14 protein-coding genes are annotated in these 18,018 nt (G+C 60.7%); 7 read left to right on the top strand and 7 right to left on the bottom strand.

The window, feature by feature from the left end; genetic code table 11:
• The first annotated feature begins 12 nt into the window (after positions 1–12).
• The 5 genes from A8C75_RS16370 to A8C75_RS16350 all read left to right on the top strand — a co-directional run bounded on the left by A8C75_RS16370 (position 13) and on the right by A8C75_RS16350 (position 7,188).
• On the top strand, positions 13–339 hold the full coding sequence (locus A8C75_RS16370) for a DUF3467 domain-containing protein (RefSeq protein WP_067384852.1): 327 nt from the start codon (positions 13–15) through the stop codon (positions 337–339).
• 88 nt (positions 340–427) lie between these two features.
• The gene (locus A8C75_RS16365) at positions 428–2,254 is read left to right on the top strand and encodes a GAF domain-containing protein (RefSeq protein WP_067384849.1); all 1,827 of its coding nucleotides are present in this window, start codon (positions 428–430) and stop codon (positions 2,252–2,254) included.
• Complete coding sequence (locus A8C75_RS24185) at positions 2,255–4,402, top strand: site-2 protease family protein (RefSeq protein WP_067384846.1); 2,148 nt, start codon at positions 2,255–2,257, stop codon at positions 4,400–4,402. It abuts the gene before it with no gap.
• Positions 4,403–6,382, top strand: a complete 1,980-nt coding sequence (locus A8C75_RS16355) for a preprotein translocase subunit SecA (RefSeq protein WP_067384843.1) — start codon at positions 4,403–4,405, stop codon at positions 6,380–6,382. It begins immediately after the preceding gene.
• Positions 6,382–7,188 carry an efflux RND transporter periplasmic adaptor subunit gene (locus tag A8C75_RS16350; RefSeq protein WP_084784114.1) on the top strand — a complete coding sequence of 269 codons (807 nt, stop codon included), beginning with the start codon at positions 6,382–6,384 and terminating at the stop codon, positions 7,186–7,188. The genes A8C75_RS16355 and A8C75_RS16350 overlap by 1 nt, the downstream gene beginning before the upstream one ends.
• 43 nt (positions 7,189–7,231) lie before the next feature.
• On the opposite strand, the gene A8C75_RS16345 is transcribed toward A8C75_RS16350, so the two are convergent.
• Positions 7,232–8,203, bottom strand: coding sequence for an XdhC family protein (locus A8C75_RS16345; protein ID WP_067384840.1), 972 nt, complete (start codon positions 8,201–8,203; stop codon positions 7,232–7,234).
• A complete protein-coding gene (locus A8C75_RS16340) occupies positions 8,190–10,481 on the bottom strand; it encodes a xanthine dehydrogenase family protein molybdopterin-binding subunit (protein WP_067384837.1) in 2,292 nt (763 codons plus the stop codon). The genes A8C75_RS16345 and A8C75_RS16340 overlap by 14 nt, the downstream gene beginning before the upstream one ends.
• Before the next feature lie 259 nt (positions 10,482–10,740).
• Here A8C75_RS16340 and A8C75_RS16335 point away from each other — a divergent pair, with 259 nt between their 5' ends.
• Positions 10,741–11,214, top strand: coding sequence for a MarR family winged helix-turn-helix transcriptional regulator (locus tag A8C75_RS16335; RefSeq protein ID WP_067384834.1), 474 nt, complete (start codon positions 10,741–10,743; stop codon positions 11,212–11,214).
• A gap of 86 nt (positions 11,215–11,300) precedes the next feature.
• Here A8C75_RS16335 and A8C75_RS16330 read toward each other — a convergent pair whose 3' ends face one another.
• The 5 genes from A8C75_RS16330 to A8C75_RS16310 all read right to left on the bottom strand — a co-directional run bounded on the left by A8C75_RS16330 (position 11,301) and on the right by A8C75_RS16310 (position 16,548).
• On the bottom strand, positions 11,301–12,809 hold the full coding sequence (locus A8C75_RS16330) for a sodium:solute symporter family protein (protein ID WP_067384831.1): 1,509 nt from the start codon (positions 12,807–12,809) through the stop codon (positions 11,301–11,303).
• Between the two features lie 309 nt (positions 12,810–13,118).
• On the bottom strand, positions 13,119–13,760 hold the full coding sequence (locus A8C75_RS16325) for an N-carbamoylsarcosine amidohydrolase (RefSeq protein WP_227819951.1): 642 nt from the start codon (positions 13,758–13,760) through the stop codon (positions 13,119–13,121).
• Between the two features lie 9 nt (positions 13,761–13,769).
• Positions 13,770–14,522, bottom strand: coding sequence for a maleate cis-trans isomerase family protein (locus tag A8C75_RS16320; protein WP_067384828.1), 753 nt, complete (start codon positions 14,520–14,522; stop codon positions 13,770–13,772).
• Positions 14,523–14,590: 68 nt separating this feature from the next.
• Complete coding sequence (locus A8C75_RS16315) at positions 14,591–15,397, bottom strand: alpha/beta fold hydrolase (RefSeq protein WP_067384825.1); 807 nt, start codon at positions 15,395–15,397, stop codon at positions 14,591–14,593.
• On the bottom strand, positions 15,394–16,548 hold the full coding sequence (locus tag A8C75_RS16310; RefSeq protein ID WP_067384822.1) for an FAD-dependent monooxygenase: 1,155 nt from the start codon (positions 16,546–16,548) through the stop codon (positions 15,394–15,396). The genes A8C75_RS16315 and A8C75_RS16310 overlap by 4 nt, the downstream gene beginning before the upstream one ends.
• A 412-nt stretch (positions 16,549–16,960) precedes the next feature.
• On the opposite strand from A8C75_RS16310, the gene A8C75_RS16305 reads away from it, so the two are divergent.
• Positions 16,961–18,013 (top strand): 2,5-dihydroxypyridine 5,6-dioxygenase, encoded by a 1,053-nt coding sequence (locus tag A8C75_RS16305; protein WP_067384819.1) that lies wholly within the window; start codon positions 16,961–16,963, stop codon positions 18,011–18,013.
• The last annotated feature ends 5 nt before the right edge of the window (positions 18,014–18,018 follow it).

The following is an 18,018-nucleotide window of genomic DNA, read 5'->3' as shown; positions in this document are numbered from 1 at the left end:
TAAGGAAGAAACATGGACAAGCCCAAGCAGAAAGTTGCAACACCCACTATCAAGTGGGATGACTCTCGCATGAAAAGTACCTATGCCAATGTGTGTAATGTCTCCAGTACCCGGGAAGAAATTACCCTGCTGTTCGGCCTGAACCAGGCCTGGAATGCACAGCAGAAGGAACTGTCCATCGAACTGTCGGATCGCATCATCCTTAATCCCTTTGCCGCCAAGCGCATGGCAACCCTGCTGAACAATGTGCTGGCACAGTACGAAGAACGCTTTGGCGAAGTGGGTGAAACCGCTGCAGTACCGGCCGCAACCGAGGCTGAAACTCAGCCCAGCCACTAAAGCTGCACTGTTACACGCAAGGCCCTGGCGGACACTGTCCGTTCAGGGCTGTTTTCGTCCTGCCCGCTCTGGTTAATGTACCCCATTGATGCAAACAGATTCCGATACCGCCCAGGATGGCCTGCGCCAGGCCTGGGTTCAGTTCAGCGCCGCCTCCAGTCATCAAGAGTACTGCCAGCACTGGCTGGCATTGATCTGCACCCGCATCGGCAATGTCGATCTGGCCGCCCTGGTACTGGACAGCGCTGAAGCAGGCTTTCAGCCCACCGCCATCTGGCCGGAAAAGTCCCAGCCCGACGCCGACTTTACCGCCCTGATAGAGGAGGGCATCGAAGAGGCTTCGGGCCTGGTGCACTCCCTTGGCAGCGGCGCCTTTGGCGTGGCTTTCCCGGTGCGCCTGGATGGCGAACTGGTGGGCGTGGTGGCCTTGTCGCTGCGCGTGCCCAGTGCGCGCCTGCCCGCGGTGATGGAACAGGTGCAGTGGGGCAGCGCCTGGATCGAGTTGATGCTGCGTCGCCACCGTGGCCAGGAGCAGGGTCTGCAGTTTGAACGCCTGTCGGGCGCGGTGGACCTGCTGGGGGCCGTGCTGGCAGAGCCGGATTTCAATGCCGCGTCCATGACCTTCGTCAACGAGCTGGCCAGCGCCCATGGCTGTGACCGCGTCAGTTTTGGCCTCTGCAAGGGGGCCCAGGTGCAGATCAGCGCACTGTCCCACAGCGCCCAGTTCGGCAAGAAAATGAACCTGATCCGGCGCCTGAGTGGTGTCATGGATGAGGCGGTGCTACAGCGCGGCCATATCAATTACCCCGGCAGCGGCGACAGTGGCAACATGCTGGTGCAGCGCGAGCACATGCAGTTTTCCCTCAGTTATGGCAATGCCCGCCTGCTGACGGTGCCGCTGCATTCGGGGGAGGATTATTTTGGTGCCGTGACCCTGGAGCGCGAAGCCGACAGGCCTTTTCTTGAGGACGAGGTGGATCGTATCCGCAGCATAGTGGCGCTGTCGGGCGAGGCGCTGAAGAACAAGCATGGCCAGGATAGGCGCTGGTATCAGCAGCTGGGCTCGGCCTGCCTGACCCAGTTCAAGCGCCTGTTCGGCAAGGGCTACCCCGGGCGCAAGCTCAGCCTGTTGCTGCTGATCGCCCTGGTGGTGTTTTTCAGCCTGGCCACCGGCACTTACCGGGTGGCGGCGGACAGCGTGCTGGAAGGCTCGGTGCGCCGCGCCATAGTGGCGCCGTTCGAGGGCTATCTGGACACCGCCGCCGTCAAGGCGGGGGAGCGGGTGACGGCGGAGCAGGAAATGAGCCGGCTGGATGACCGCGACTTGACGCTGGAAAAGCTCGGCTTTCTCAGTGAGCAGGCCAAGCTGCAGCGCCAGTATGAGGAGGCGGTGGCCAATCGCGACCGCTCCGAAGCCAAGGTGGTGCAGGCCCAGCTGGAACAGAACCGGGCCGAGCTGGACCTGGTGATCAGCAAGCTGTCCCGCACGCGGCTGCGGGCGCCCTTTGATGGTCTGGTGGTCAGTGGTGATCTGAGCCAGCGTCTGGGCAGTGCCGTGGAGCAGGGCGAGGTGCTGTTTGAAGTGGCGCCGCTGGACAGCTACCGGGTCATTCTGTGGGTCGATGAACACCGCATGGCGGATATTCGCGAAGGTCTGCAGGGCCGCCTGGTGCTCAATGCATTGCCGGAAACAGCCTTTGATTTCGACCTAAGCCAGGTGACGCCGGTAACCGAGGCGCGTGATGGCGGCAATTTCTTTCGGGTCGAGGCGGCACTGACGGCACCCTTGCCGGAGCTGCGCCCGGGCATGGAGGGTGTCGGCAAGATAGATGTGGATGACCGCAAGCTGATCTGGATCTGGACCTACCCGCTGCAGCAGTGGCTGCGCCTCAAAATTTGGGCCTGGTGGCCCTAAGTGGCAGAATCGCTTTTCAGTGCCTCCTGGCACCGGGTGGCGCAGCTAAAACCCCGGCTGCGCTCCCATATCGAGATCAATCGCCATGTCTATCGTGGTGATGTCTGGTACGTGGTGCAGGACGATGCCAGCGGGCGCTACCACCGTTTTACCCCACAGGCCTATTGCCTTATTGGCCTGATGAATGGCCGTCGCACCCTGGATGATCTGTGGCACAGCGCCGGTGAGCAGCTCGGCGATGACATGCCCTCGCAGGATGAGGTGATCCGGCTGCTGTCGCAGCTGTATCGGGTGGATGTTATCCAGACCGATGTGACCCCCGATATCGGCGAGTTGAGCCAGCGCCGCCAGCGCGACCAGCAGAACCGCCTGCTGGCCATCTTCAAGTCGCCCCTGGCGATCAAGATCCCGCTGCTGGATCCGGAACCCTTTCTCAACCGCACCGCGGGCCTGAGCCGCTGGCTGTTCAATCCGGTGACCGCGCTGCTGTGGCTGTTCTGCATTGGCTGGGCGCTGAGTCAGGCGGCTTATCACTGGCCGCAGTTGACCGAAAATCTGGCCGACCGGGTGCTGGCGGCGGAAAACCTGTTTCTGATCTGGCTGGCCTATCCGGTGGTCAAGCTGGTGCACGAGTTCGGCCATGCCTATGCCGTCAAACGCTGGGGCGGCGAGGTGCACGAGATGGGGGTGATGTTCCTGATCTTCATGCCCATCCCCTATGTGGACGCATCATCCTCGGCGTCCTTTCGCAGCAAGTATCAGCGCATGCTGGTGGCGGCGGCGGGCATTATGGTGGAGGCCTCGATTGCAGCCCTGGCCATGTGGGTCTGGGTCCATGCCGAACCCGGTGTGGTGCGCAGCCTGGCGTTCAATACGCTGCTGATCGCCGGCGTCTCGACGGTGCTGTTCAACGGTAATCCGCTGCTGCGCTTTGATGCCTACTATGTGCTGGCGGACTGGCTCGAGATACCGAATCTGGGGGCGCGCAGCACCCGTCAGGTGGCTTATCTGTGCAAACGCTACCTGCTGGGGCTTAGCGATGAGACCTCGCCGGCCTACAGCCGCAGGGAGGCCTGGTGGCTGTTCTGCTATGCCCTGGCAAGCTTCGTGTACCGGGTATTCATTACCCTCACCATAGTGCTCTTTGTGGCCAGTGAGCTGTTTTTTATCGGCATACTGCTGGCCATGTTGTCGCTCTACAACATGTTCGGCAAACCCCTGCTGGCCATCCTCAAGTATCTGACCATGGATAGAAGCGTGTTACATAAAAGAGGTCGTATTCTGGCTGTGACTCTGGGCCTCGGTGGCCTGCTGTTTGCGCTGCTGTTTGTTATGCCCGTGCCCAAAATGACCCTCGCCCAGGGGATTTTCTGGGCGCCGGAGGAAGCCCAGGTCCAGGCCCGCAGCAATGGTTTTCTGCAACAGATCGAGGTTGCCTCCGGCCAGTCGGTGGACGCAGGCCAGGTGCTCTTTGTCAGTGACAACCCGCAGCTGGAGGCGGATCTCGCCCAGGCGGTAGGGCGGCTGAAGGAGCTGATGGTGCTGTACCAGACCGCCATCGCCGATGAACGTCGCAATGAAACCGGCATGATACTGGAGGAAATCACCCAGGCCAGGGCGACGCTTGCGCGTTACGCCGATGAACAGCGTGATCTGACGCTGCGCAGCCGTGCCCAGGGCGCCTTTCAGCTGGCGCTGCCGGTCGATCCGCTGGGGCGCCTGATACCGCGTGGCACCCTGATGGGCTACCTGCTGCAGCCGGGCGATTACCGCGTACGGGTGGCGGTGGGGCAGGATGATGTGGAGTCCATTCGCAACGACCTGCAGGGCCTGAACGTGCGTTTGTCGGAACAGGTCGAGCAGGAACTGCCGGCCCGCATGCTGGCCGAGGTGCCCAGTGCCCAGAAGATACTGCCAAGCCCCGCGCTCTCGGTCACAGGCGGCGGCCAGTTTGCGCTTGATCCCGGCAACCAGGAGCAGCCGGAAGCCTTCGATACCGTGTTTCTGTTTGATGTCGGTGTGGACAACCTGCCGATTCAGAAAATGGGTGAGCGTGTCTATGTGCGCTTTGAGCACACACCCGAGGCCATCGGTTTTCGCATTTACCGCAACCTGCGCCGCGTGCTGCTGCGCGAGCTGGAGTTTTAGGTGAGCTGCGCCTCCCATCCGCCGGCGGATTACCGCCACCGCCCCGAACGCGCACGTCCGCAGCTGGGCTGGCTGCAGCGTCTCGGCCAGCGCCTGCAGGGGTTGCTGGAACAAAGCCCCAGGCGGCTGCACGGGCGCCAGCAACGCTTTGTGCGCCAGGTGGCCCTGTTTGCCGGCGGTACCGAAACAGATGATGACGACAGCCTGATAGAGCAGGCCCGCCTGCTGGGTGAGCGCCTGCGCGTCACGGGCTTCGAAGATGCTCCGGTCGCGCAGCTGTTCGCCATTATCCGCGAGCTGTCGGGGCGCACCCTGGGCATGCGCCACTTTGACAGCCAGTTGGTGGGCGGCTGGATACTGTTGCAGGGGCGCGCGGCCGAGATGAAAACCGGTGAGGGCAAGACCCTCACGGCGGTGTTGCCGGTGATCACCGCGGCCCTGGCCGGCTTGCCGGTGCATGTGATCACCGTGAACGACTACCTCACCGAACGTGATGCCATGGATATGCAGCCGCTGTACCAGCGTTTTGGCCTGAGTCTCGGCCTGATCACGCACGCCGCAACGCCCGTGCAGCGCCGCCAGGCCTATGGTTGCGATATCGTCTACGTGACCGGCAAGGAGCTGGTGTTCGATTACCTGCGCGATCGCATGAAAATGCCCCAGACGCACCCGCTGCGACTGCAGGTGGAATCGCTTAAAAGCACCCGGCTGGAGAAACAGCTGCAGCTGCGCGGGCTGCACTTTGCGCTGGTGGACGAGGTTGACAGCGTGCTGATCGACGAGTCCCGTACGCCGCTGATTATCTCCGGCAATCAGGGAAATGCCGAAGAGCAGCAGTTTATCGAAACCGGCTACCAGCTGTCGTTTCAGCTGGGTGAGGGCACGGATTTTCAGCTGGATATCGATAGGCGCAGCATCGATCTGACCGAGCAGGGCTGCGAGTCTCTGCGCCGGCTCAGCATAGGTCTTGGGCCGCTGTTTCGCGGCGCCATCCGGCGTGAGGAGATCGTCCACAAGGCCTTGCTGGCGCGGCTGATCTACCGGGTGGACGAAGACTATCTGGTGCGTGAAGGCAAGATCGAGCTGATAGATCCGCTCAGTGGCCGGGTGATGGAGGGGCGCTCCTGGGAGCGTGGGCTGCATCAGATGGTGGAACTCAAGGAGGCCTGCGAGCTAACGCAGCAGCGTGTGACTCTGGCCCGTATCAGCTATCAGAATTTCTTTCGCCGCTACCTGCACCTGTGCGGCATGACCGGTACCGCCTGGGAAGTGCGCAAGGAGCTGTGGCGCGTCTATGGGCTGGCGGTGACGCCGGTGCCCACCCATAAGGCATCCAGGCGCGAAACCTGGCCTGCACGGGTGTTCGCCACTGATGCGCAGCGCTGGGCCGCCGTTATCGAGCGCTGTCAGCAGTTGATCGCCGAGGGGCGGGCGGTACTGATCGGCACCCAGTCGGTGGCCAGTTCCGAGTGTGGCAGCGACTACCTGCGCCAGGCCGGTATTGAACATCAGGTACTCAGTGCCAAACAGGATCAGGGCGAGGCCCAGATCGTGGCGCGGGCGGCAGAGCCTGGGCGTATCACCCTGGCCACGCACATGGCGGGCCGTGGCACCGATATCAAGCTGGATCCGGTGGTGGAGCAGGCCGGTGGCCTGCATGTCATCCTCACCGAACACTACGAGTCCGGGCGGGTCGACCGGCAGCTGGCCGGGCGCTGCGCGCGCCAGGGGGATCCCGGCAGTTTCGAGACTCTGCTGACACTGGAAAACCAGCCGCTGCGTACCCTCAAGGCCAAAAGCCTGCTGGCCACCGCCCAGTCCCTGGGCCTCACAACCGCCGGTGGGCAACGCATGGCTTTGTCCGCGTTGCGCACTGAACAACAATATACCGAGCGGCAAAACTACCTGGCCCGCCAGGTTACGCTGGAATACGATCTTCGGCTTAATGAGCTGCTCGCTTTCTCGGGATCTACCGACTGATGACCAAGACCCTTATCTCTATCGCCCTGCTGAGCTGGGCCGGCAGCAGCCTTGCCGCCAGTCTGGATGAAGTTGAACATCTGCTCAGTGTGCCCCTGGATGCGCCGGCAACCATGCCGGCCGACAGCCCGAATCTCGCCACCGATTGCCTGCTGACGCCCAGTATCGATGCGAACATTGCCAGCCCCGTGGTGGGGGTACTGGACACGGTGAAGGTGGAGCGGGGTGATCTGGTGAAAAAAGGCCAGGTGCTGTTCAAGCTGCGCTCCGATGTCGAGGAGGCCACGCTCAAGCTCAACCGTGCCCAGACCGAATACGGCAAGCGCACCATCGCCCGCAATACTGAACTCTATGAGCGCAACTTGATTTCGGAGCAGGAAAAGGACGAAATCGTTATTACCAACCGCCTCTATGGCTATGAGTTGGGCCAGACCCAGGCGTTGCTGCAGCAGAAGACCATCAAGAGCCCACTCACCGGTGTTGTGGTCGAGACCTTTCTGGATCCCGGCGAGTACGTGGGTGAAGAACCCATACTGCAGGTAGTACAGCTGGATCCGCTCTACGTCGAGGCGGTGGTACCGGCGGAATATCACGGCAAGATCAAGGCCGGTGCCACCGCCATGGTGACCCTGGCGGCGCCGCTGAACAGCAGCCACCAGGCGCGGGTCCAGATCGTTGACCGCGTGCTCGATGCCGCCAGCAGCACCTTCGGCGTGCGCCTGCAACTGGACAACCCCGACTACCTGCTGCCCGCGGGCCTCAAGTGCAGCGTCAACTTCGAGCTCAATCAGGTCGTCAGCAATTAACAGCGGTGCTTAGCCTCGGTAGCGCGGATGCGCTACTGGCGCTTCAGAGCGCATCGCGCGCGCGGCCATTTTGCACTCGCAGAACGTCTGCCAGTACCGCCAGGGCTATTTCGGCGGGGGTTCGGCTGCCGATTGCCAGGCCTATGGGCATCCGAATCCGGCGGACCTGCATCTCGCTAAGTCCGCCGGAGCGCAGCAGGCGTTCGGCCCGGGCGGCAGATGTCCGTTCTGAACCCATAACACCGATATAGTAGGCATCGGTCCTGACGGCCTCAATCATCGCCAGGTCGTCAATGCGCGGGTCATGGGTCAGGGCCACCACCGCTGTTGCGCCATGGCAACCGCCATTGGCGATGTAGACCGAAGGCAGCAGTGGCAGTACTTCAACACCCTCGACGGCGAAGCTTGCCAGCGCCTCTTCCCTCGGATCACAGACGATGACCTCAAACCCCAGCGATTTGGCGAATTCGGCGCAGATCACCGCAATCGGTGAAATGCCGGCGATCAGCAAACGCTGACTGGGCCCCAGTCGCAGCCTGATCACAGCGCCGTCCCGCTCCACCCGCTGGCCCTGGCCAGGGTCTGGCTGCAGTTGATGTTCGGCGCTGTCCAGGTCGATAACGCGCATCAGGCGTTGCTGGCCCTGTAACGCCTGGACCAGGCGGGTCAGCTGTTGCCGGTTGGCCGAGTTCGGCTGCAAGCGCTCAATCAGAACCTCAAGAATACCGCCGCAGGGCAGACGCAGCCGCTCCCGCTCATCGCTGGATTCGCCATAGCGCAGAACCTGAACCGCGGTATTAAACTCGCCGTTGTGCAGCCGTTGCAGGAAATCTTCCTCCACACAGCCGCCGGACAGTGAGCCAATACTGCGGCCATCAGGCAGCGCTGCCAGCATGGCGCCCGGCGGGCGGGGCGAAGATCCGTAGCTGGCCAGCACCGTGCAGAGCCACAGGGTTTCGCCGGCCCTGCACCAGCTCAGTGCCTGTTGCCAAACCTGCTGATCAAGGTGCTGCATACTGTTGATCTTCCCAGCTGCAGATACCGGCCTGGGCTAACTGCGCCCGCACCCGCTGCGGGGTAAAGGGCGTCTGGTAAAAACGTACCCCGGTGGCATCGAAGAGTGCATTGGCGATGGCAGGAGGACCGGGCAGGGAGGTTGACTCACCGACCCCCAAAGGAGGTTCATCCGGGCGGTCGATCAGCAGCACCTCAATCTCGGGCAACTCGGTAAACTCGAGTATCGGATAGCCGCCCCACTCGAGGCTGGTCACCGCCTGCTGATCAAAGCTGACGTCTTCCTTCAGGCTGCGGCTGAGAGCCTGGGTAACGTTGCCATGCACCTGGTGGCGAACCCCGGCGGGATTGACCATCAGGCCTGCGTCCTGCGCCACCAGAATCCGCTGCACCTGTATATGCCCGGTGGCGGGGTCAACCTCCAGCTCGATCACCCAGGCGGCCATGGCGGCGCCGAAGCCGGGAAAGCGACTGTGAACATAATGCGCATAGGCGAAGCCGCGCCCCTTGAGTCGACCATTGACGCACAGCTGGATTTCCTGTCCGGCGGGCCTGGGTCGCCAGCCGGCCTGTTGAGTCACCGCTTCGATCAGTGCCTTGACGCGGGGATCACTGAGGTGACGCAGACGGAACTCGACCGGATCAGCCCCGGCGGCGCTGGCCAGTTCATCGATAAAACATTCATGGGCGAAGCTGTTCGGTAATGCCGACACCCCCCTGAGCCAGGAGGATCGCACGATGGGGGCGGTGTCGTCGCAGGCAATATCAAGGTTGGGGTAAAGGTAGGGTGGCACCGAGGTGCGATCGCCCATCTCGAATACCCGGTTGCTGGCATCGACCTTGCCGGTCAGCACCAGCGCCAGTGTGGGCGCGTCGTTGGACGGATAGCGGGTGCGAAAGCGATAGGCCGCGGCCTGTTTGTCGGCGCAGAGGCCACCGCTGACATCCATCAGCTGGGCGGTGCCCTTGGGCTCCCAGCCATGTTCCTGCTCGCGGGTCAGCTGTACCCGTACCGGCCGGCCAACCGCACGGGACAGCAGTACCGCATCGGCGCAGACATCATCGGCGCAGTTGCGCCCGTAGCAGCCCGAGGCTTCCATGCGAATGACCTCGATCAGGCCCTCATCCATATCCGTCAGCTTGGCTAGATCGGCCCTAAGGCTGTGGGGGTTCTGAGTGCCGGACCATACCTTCAGGCCGCCGTCGCGGACATCGGCCAGGGCGCAGGACGGCCCTATGGAGGCGTGCAGGTTGTAGGAACACAGGTAGGTTCGGTGCAGCGTTGTGGCGCAGTTCGCCAGCGCCTGATCAACATCACCGATTTGTTTCAGGCGTCGCTCTGTGGCCGGGTTGGCGCGCAGGGTGGCTTCCAGATCCTGCATGTCGGGCAGGTCGGGGATGGGCTTCCATTTCACCTTGAGCTGGCGGGCGGCCTGGGCGGCCTGTTCTTCGCGTTCGGCCACAATGCCGATAAAGTCACCGAGCACCACCACCTCGACAATGCCCGCGATATCCTTGATGGAGTCATGCTGCACCTCGAGCAGGCTGGTGCCGACAAAGTCGCCACTGTCGCGGCCAACATAGGGCGGGCGCACCACGCGGCCGTGCAGCATCTCTGGCAAGCGCATGTCGTGTACAAAGGTCAGGCCGCCGGTCGCCTTGGCCGGGATATCAACGCGGCGGCTGGAGCGGCCGACGATCCGGTAGGACGCCGGGGACTTGAGCGTGACCTCATCGTCCAGACGCAGATCAAAACGCTGGCCGGCCAGCAAAGTGCCAAAGGAAATGCTGTGCTCGGGCGCGGCACTCAGGCGGATATGACCCTTGTCTGTCTCCAGTGCCTGGGTGGATACATTGAAGTGCGCCGCTGCTCGGGTCAGCAGAAAGTGCCGCGCCTGGGCGGCAGCCTTGCGCAGCGGAATGGCGGAAATCTGGATAGACGCACTGGCGATGGTCGGGCCCTGATTGGGTACATCCCGCGGATCACCCAGCACCATCAATACCGACTCCGCACTGACGTCCAGCTCCTCGGCTACGATCTGTGCAAGAGAGGTGCGAATGCCCGTACCCAGATCAACATGGCCATTGAAGGCGATGATCCGGTTGTCATCCAGTATTGCGAGAAAGAGCTCCGGTTCTGTCGGCACGAAATCGGAATGGGTGCCGGGCTGGCCCGGTGCGGGTTTGGGCGGGATGAGTGGGTCCCGGTAAATGGTCAGTACACCTGCGTCGTGCAGCAACTGCTGGCGGGAGGGTATGAGGTGGTGCCTGTCGGACATGGTATTTCCCCAGGATCAGTCCTGATGTAGTCGGACCTTTGTGTTGCGTCATGGCGCCTGGAATAACGCCGCGTTGGCGGAACAAGGGTGGACATGACGTAATTGCGCGAGGCGAAGACTGGTCGTGTCGAACGAAGTTAATTATAATGTATACACTATTTTTCTCGGGCAAGTACAGTGTTTGAAAGCGTACTTGTTCACTAATTAAGGCTTTTGCGACGGCTCAAGGCCGCAGCTTTAAAGGAACAGGTACGGCTTTATGAACGATAAAATATCGGACCCGCTCAGTGTGGGCGAACTGCCAACGCCGGCGCAGGAAGGTTATCTGGTCGCGGAGCAGGTCGGCCACCTGATTCGCAAGGCGCATCAGCGCCATACCGCCATTTTTCAGCAGCTCAGTTGCGACAAGCAACTGACGCCGATTCAGTTTGCCACCCTTTGCACGGTCATCGACCGGGGCCCCAGTTCACTCACCGACATCGTCAAGGCGACGGCGATCGACCAGGCGACAATTCGCGGCGTGGTGAATCGTCTCAAGGCGCGGCACCTGATCGAGCTGGTGTCCGACAAGGATGATCAGCGCAAGGTGATCGTGTGCCTGACCGCGGAGGGTCGTGAGGTTGTTGCGAACATGATTCCCTGTGCCAAGGATATTACCGAGCAGACGCTGAAAAACCTTAACCCGACCGAGCGGGTGGCGTTGCAGTTCCTGCTGCACAAGCTGAATGAGTAACCACGGGGATCTATCGCTTTAAAACCTGGTGTGATGTTACTGGAACGAGAAAGCCCTGGCCGCGAAATGCGGCCAGGGCTTTTTTGTCAGGCGCCTTTGGCTGCCAGGTTGGCAGCAGAGGACTCTGACTGGGTCGCTTTGCGGCTGTTATTGGCTACATGCAGGAACTCGTCGGCCACTGCCGTCGGGGCCTTGGTCAGCAGGCTGGTGCCGATGAACAGCAGGGTCGAGAGCGGCACGCCCCAGATTCCAGCGGGTATCCCCAGGAATTTGCCACCGTTCAGGTACACAAAGAGAATGAACAGACCGCCGCCGACCACGCTGACCAGCACGCCTGCTGCGGTACCGCGACGCCAGTAGAAGGCTCCGATGATCGCAGGAACGATGACCGCAAGGCCAGAAGAAGCGGCAACAGACAGGACCGCAATCAGGTTGAGTTCCAGCTGGGCGAAGGCAAAGGCCATGATTGCGATAATCGGAATAACGATTTTACCGATGGTGAGCTGGCGCTTTTCGGTGGTCCCCGGCTTGACGTTGGCATAGACGTCACGTGCCAGCATGGACGACAGCGTCAGCATGATGGAGTCGATGGTCGATACCGCTGCGGCCATGATGCCGATCATGACGATGACGCCCAGTACTGGTGGCACCAGACCTGAGGCGAGCAGGGTGGGGGTTGCCAGGTCAGCCTTGGCAAGGTCCGGAAAGGCGGCCAGTGCGGTAAAGCCCCACAGAATGGACACCAGGGTGTAGATGAAGCCGAATACCAGGAAGCCGATCAGCATCTGGCGCATGGCCTTGAGTGATGAAGGCATGAACAGTCGCTGGCTGACCTGGGGATTGGACAGGGCGAAGAAGAACCAGGGAATGGTCAGGCCAAGGAAGGTCACGAAGCTGAACAGGCCGCTGCCGGGAACCGAGAGGGACTGCGGGTGTTCGGTTTCAAGGGTATGAAACAGCGCCTTGAAGCCGCCCAGTTCCGAAATGGCCAGCAGCGCCACCAGGGTTGAGGCCACGACCATCATGACGGCCTGCAGGGAATCGGTCCACATAACCGAACGAATGCCGGCGACGTAGGAGAAGAAGATCGCCAGAGCCGTTGCCACCAGAATACCGGTGGTGAAGGAAATGGCGCCATCGGTCATCCCCTGCAGCAGGTAGCCGACACCGGTCAGCTGCACGGCAGCGTAGGGAATCAGGAACAGGCAGCTGGCGAGCGCGACGGCGACGGCAACAGCCTTGCTGTTATAACGGTGACCCAGCATTTCGCTGGGTGTGACGAAGCCAAACTTCTTGCCGACAGACCAGAACTTGGGTCCGAAGATGGCCACCAGTGAAACACCGGCGAAGTAGACAATTTCGAACCCCAGTGCGCCCACACCGCCTTTGTAAGTGAGGCCGGCGAGACCGACCATCATGAAGGCGCTGTAGGTGGTGGCGCTATAGCTCAGCGCGGAAACGAAACCGTTCATTTGCCGGTCACCGAGGAAGTAGCTCGACATGTCGCCGGCCTTGCCCTGGCGTGACAGCACGGCGATGGCGAGGGCGATAATCAGGTAAATTCCGACTGACCACCAGATCATTGATTCGCTCATGCGCTTTACTCCTTGAAGTCTTGAGTCATGAAAATGTTAGCGACTATGACCAGCACACCGATCAGGGACCAGAACAAAAAGCTGCCGTACCAGGTTTGTACATCGGTTAGCACGCTGTAGGGAACGACGTAGCTAAGTACGACCAGTAACCAGACAAACCATATCCATTTGCTCGTTTTCATGGATTACCTCACTGTTGAATTGAGTCAACATAAATTGTTTTTATGTGTTGCGTTCATCGCCAGGCCAGGGGCTTTTTTGGGCCCCCGCGCCGGCATCCATTGGCAATGGATTGAGTTTCGTTATGCCTCAGCTGCCGAGGTAGTGCAGGTAGTCCTCTGCATTGATGACATCGCCATATTTACTGTCGATATCAAACAGGTTTGCCTCGTGCGGCGCGCTGTGGCGGTCGCCGACACAGTCGCGCAATACCATGACCCTGAAGCCATGCTGGACGCCGTCGACGGCGGTGGCACGAATGCAGCCGCTGGTGGAACAGCCGGTCAGCACCAGGGTGTCGATGCCCTGGGCGGTCAGCGTTGCGGCCAGAGTTGTGCCGAAAAAGGCGCTGGCGTACTGCTTGCTGATGACCAGCTCGGAATCCAGCGGCCTGACCTCGTTACAAAAGTCGGCCAGCGGGTTGCCCTCCACCATGGCTTTCATGACCGGTGCCTTTTGCACCCAGATACCGCCATCCAGAAAATGTCCCGGGTGATAGCGGATATTGGTATGCACAATCAGTGCCCCGGCGTCGCGGGCGGCCTGCAGCACAGACTGCGCCCGGCCGACGGCCTCGACCACGCCGGGCGCATAGAGCGGAGCGCCCTCGGTGGTGTAGCCTTGCATGAAGTCGATCGACAGCAGCGCAGCCTTGCGGCCGAATCCTATGCGGTTGCCCCAGACACCCTTGTAGTTGTCGGCAGCGTTGACGTCATCTTCATTGGACATCATGCGATCCCCCTAGTAAGCGCCGGAAAGCAGCGCACCGGCACCGGGAACGACCGGTTCCAGGTCCAGCGCCTTGAGCAGCTGATAGCTGGTGGCAATGGCTGCGGTGATGACCGGCTTGCCGGTCTGGGCTTCGACCCGGGCGACCGCCGGCAGCGAGGGCATCTGAACGCAGGCCGACAGTACGATGGCGTCAACGCCTTCCAGGTTCATGCCGGCGACAATGCCCGGCAAGTTCATTGGGTCGTGGCGGGCCACATCCAGGTTGTCGGAGATTTCGAGTGCCCGGTAATCAACCACCTCGAAGCCTTCTGCACGAATGTAGTTCACCACCATCTCAGTCAGCGGCTTCATGTAAGGCGCCACCAGGGCGATTCGTTTGGCACCGATGACCTTGAGACCTTCCACCAGGGCGCCTGCGCTGGTGACTATGGGTGTATCGACACCGTTTTCCTGGGTGCGCTTGGCCAGGCGGGCTTCAGACTCGCGATGATACCCCAGCCCCATGGCCATGATGGCCACCAGGCAGGCATAGCCCATCACGTCGACGCGGGCATCGCTCAGTTCCAGCGCGCAGCGGTCGGATTCTGCATCCATGGCAGCCAGTTCTTCCTGGCTGACTTTTTTCATGCGCATGCGGCTGGAGTGGAAGGTGAAGCGCTCCGGGCGAATCAGCTGACGCGCGGTCAGCATCGCCGGGATCTCGGTTTCCATGGTGATATTGGAGCTCGGTACTATCTGGCCGATACGGTAAGTCTTGCTCATGTTACAACCTCTAGTAGTCATATCCGGCGACCCCTCTGGGTAGCGCTGAGTCGTGGGATGTCTGTGGGTCAGACGGGGGCGCCAAGAAAGTCTTCAAAGCCTTCAAAGAAGCCGTCGAAGTCATCCCAGGGAATCATGTGACCGGCATTGGCGACATGGCTGATACGCAGTGATGGCAGTAGCTCGCGCATTTCGGCTTCATCTTCGGCCAGGATAACCCCCCCTTTGCCGGCCACCATCAGCAGGGTCGGTACCTGGATGTTGGGCAAATCACTGTGGATGTCGTCTTCGTGAAAGCCGTTAAAGGTCGTCACTATGGCGTCCGAATAGCAGGTATGCAGCCATTCTGCGCGCAGTTGCAGCTGTTCATGGGTCCAGCTGGCGCAGTAACCGCGCATGTGGTCTGCATCGCAGCCAAGGCTGGCATCGCGAATGGAATCGACATACCAGGGCAGCTTGCTCGGGTACTCGCGACGCCCAGGTCCGGACACCGGTGGATCCAGCAGCACCAGCCTGGCCAGGCCCTTGGCGCCGCGCACGCAGGCTCGGATGCCAAAGCGGGCGCCCATTGAGTGTCCGACCAGGATGTAGTTATCCAGCCCCAGGGCTTCGGCGAAGGCGATGATGTCGTCGGCACAGGTATCTATGTCATAGGCGAGCTCCGGCCCCGTCGATGACAGGCCACGGCCGCGCACATCCAGCACATAGGTATCGAACTGCTGGCCCAGCCGCTCCGCAACGAAGCCCCAGGTGATTGCCGGGCTGGTGATGCCAGGCACCAGAATCAGCGGCTGCCCCTGGCCGCCGTAGCGCAGGTAGTGCTGGCGGATACCGTTGGCATGCACGTTGGCGCCATACTGGTAGGTGCTGCTCATACCGGGTTACCGCTTTTCAGAGACTGCTCATAAAGGTCGTAACCATAAACCCAGGCCGGGTCTTCCTGGGTGCGCAGCCAGGTATTGTCGTTGGATACCTGCTGTACCCTGGATGCACGTTCCTTGCGGTTGGCTTCATAGAGTTCGAACGCGGTGCGGTAATCACTCAGTCCCGTTTCCTGCAGGCAGCGGGTGAGCATGGCGGCATCTTCAATCGCCATGCCGGCGCCCTGGGCCATATGCGGCTTCATCGGGTGGCAGGCATCGCCGAGCAGTACCAGACGTCCCTGGCTCCAGAGCGGCAGCGGGTTACGGTTTTTCAGCGGCCACTTGGTCACGCTGTCGGTGGACTCTATCAGGGCCTGCACCGTGGGGTGGTAGCCTTCGAAGGCTGCGAACATTTCCTCGCGGCTGCTATCGACAAAGGAGCCTTCGAAATCCAGTTCGGGGTGGGGGACGCCGGTGACGTAGTAGTACTCATCGCGCTTGCCGGTGGTGTAGTAGACCATCATGTGGCGATCTTCAGTCCACCATTTAACGCAGTCTTCAAATTTCAGATCGTATTTCGCCAGTTTGTCGCCGGTGATCAGCGCGCGGTGCGCTACCCAGCCACTGTAGGTGGGCTCTTCCTGGCCGAGCAGCACTTCGCGAATCTTCGAGTTGATGCCATCGGCACCGATGACGATATCGGCGCGCACACTGGTGCCATCCGAGAAGGTCAGGTTCACGTCGTCACCGGAGTCATCCACCGATTCCAGGCGCTTGCCAAAGTGTACAGTGTCTTCCTGAATGCTATCGATCTGCAGTGCATGCAGGTCGCCGCGGTGTACGGTGATGTAAGACGCACCGTATTCCTTGCGGGCAAACTCGCCCAGCGGGATGCGCGACATATAGTCACCGGTCTGGCCGTCACGGCTGAACCAGAAGTCGGGATGGGACCCCATCTGGTTCAGTCGGTCTTCGATCCCCAGGCGGCGGAACACCTTCATGACGTTAGGGCCCATATGGATACCGGCGCCCAGGCGGGAAAATTCAGCCGATTGTTCGTAAACGTCAACCTTGAAGCCTGCCTGCTGCAACAGGGCTGCTGCGGCAGCGCCTCCCAGTCCTGCGCCGACGACGGCAATACGCGGGGTAGATGTTGTGCCCATAGGGTGCCTCCAGATGTTCCAGTTTGAGTGTGCTCATGACTGACCAACACGTTTGCTGTGCCGGTGCAGCTGATTGATAATGAGTGTATACGCTACAAATGATAAAAGTAAAGAGTGGTGTGTCCGCTATTCTATTCTTGTTTTTATCTGCTTTTGTTCTCTTTAACGTATTGATATAGGGTTGTTTATTTGAGTGCTATAGGCATTTTTCGTGATGTTCAGAGGATATGGCGCTGTAAAAAACATTTTAATTACGCCTGTTTCTAGAGTGGGTTTACTTTCATGTAATAGCGTATACACTGTTTATCTGTGCCTTCGCCTCTATCTTCTGGAAAGGTTGAGGCGTTCATTAGTCTAGAGAAGGGGGTGAGTGGCGCTGACCGTTCACCGGACCTGGGTTGAGGAGCGAGAAATGCCTGTAAGTGATACTGAACTGACGCAGATGTTTGAGCATGTACTCAGACTGTCAAAGGTCGACGAGACCCAGAGCGTGGCGGTGCTCAAGAGTCATTATTCCGATCAGCGTACCGTGCGCGCAGCCATGGATGCGGCGCAGCGACTCAAGGCCAAGGTCTATGCCGTGGAGTTGCCGTCTTTTAGCCACCCGATTGCCATGGGCAATGATATGACGGCGTACTGCGGCGATACGCCGCTGACCGGCAATCTGGCGGCGCAGCGGGCGCTGGAAGCGGCTGACATGATTATCGATACCATGATGCTGCTGCACTCCCCGGAGCAGGAGCAGATCCTGAAATCAGGCACCCGCATTTTGCTGGCTGTAGAACCCCCCGAAGTGCTGGCGCGCATGTTGCCGACCCTGGCGGACCGAGATCGGGTGCTGGCGTCCAAGACGCTGCTGGAGCAGGCATCCTCGATGCGGGTGACCTCGGCTGCCGGCAGTGATTTTCGCGCCCAGCTGGGCCAGTATCCGGCCGTTGCCGAGTATGGTTTTGTCGATGAACCGGGGCGCTGGGATCACTGGCCCAGTGGTTTTCTGTTCTCCTGGCCGAATGAAGGCACGGCTGAAGGCGTGCTGGTGCTGGATGTCGGCGATATGATTTTGCCTTTCAAAACCTATACCCGGGAGCGGATTACGCTGGAGATCCAGGCGGGTTTCATTACCGCTATCCACGGCGGCTTTGAAGCTGAGTACCTGCGCGATTACATGGCATACTTCAAGGATCCCGAGGTCTACGGCATTTCCCATATCGGTTGGGGTCTGCAGCCCCGCGCACAGTGGACCGCCATGGGGCTGCATGACAAGAACGATGGCATGTGTATGGATGCCCGGGCGTTTTACGGTAACTTCCTGTTCTCGACCGGGCCCAATACCGAAGTGGGCGGCACGCGCAAGACGCCTTGCCATCTGGATATTCCACTGCGCAAATGCAGCGTTTACCTGGATGATACCGCCGTGGTGGTTGACGGCGATGTGGTTGCGCCGGCCGAGTCGGTTGTTAAATAGACTGC

The sequence above is a fragment of the Marinobacterium aestuarii genome (assembly GCF_001651805.1).
GTDB lineage: Bacteria > Pseudomonadota > Gammaproteobacteria > Pseudomonadales > Balneatricaceae > Marinobacterium_A > Marinobacterium_A aestuarii.
This window is presented reverse-complemented; position numbering and strand designations above follow the sequence as displayed.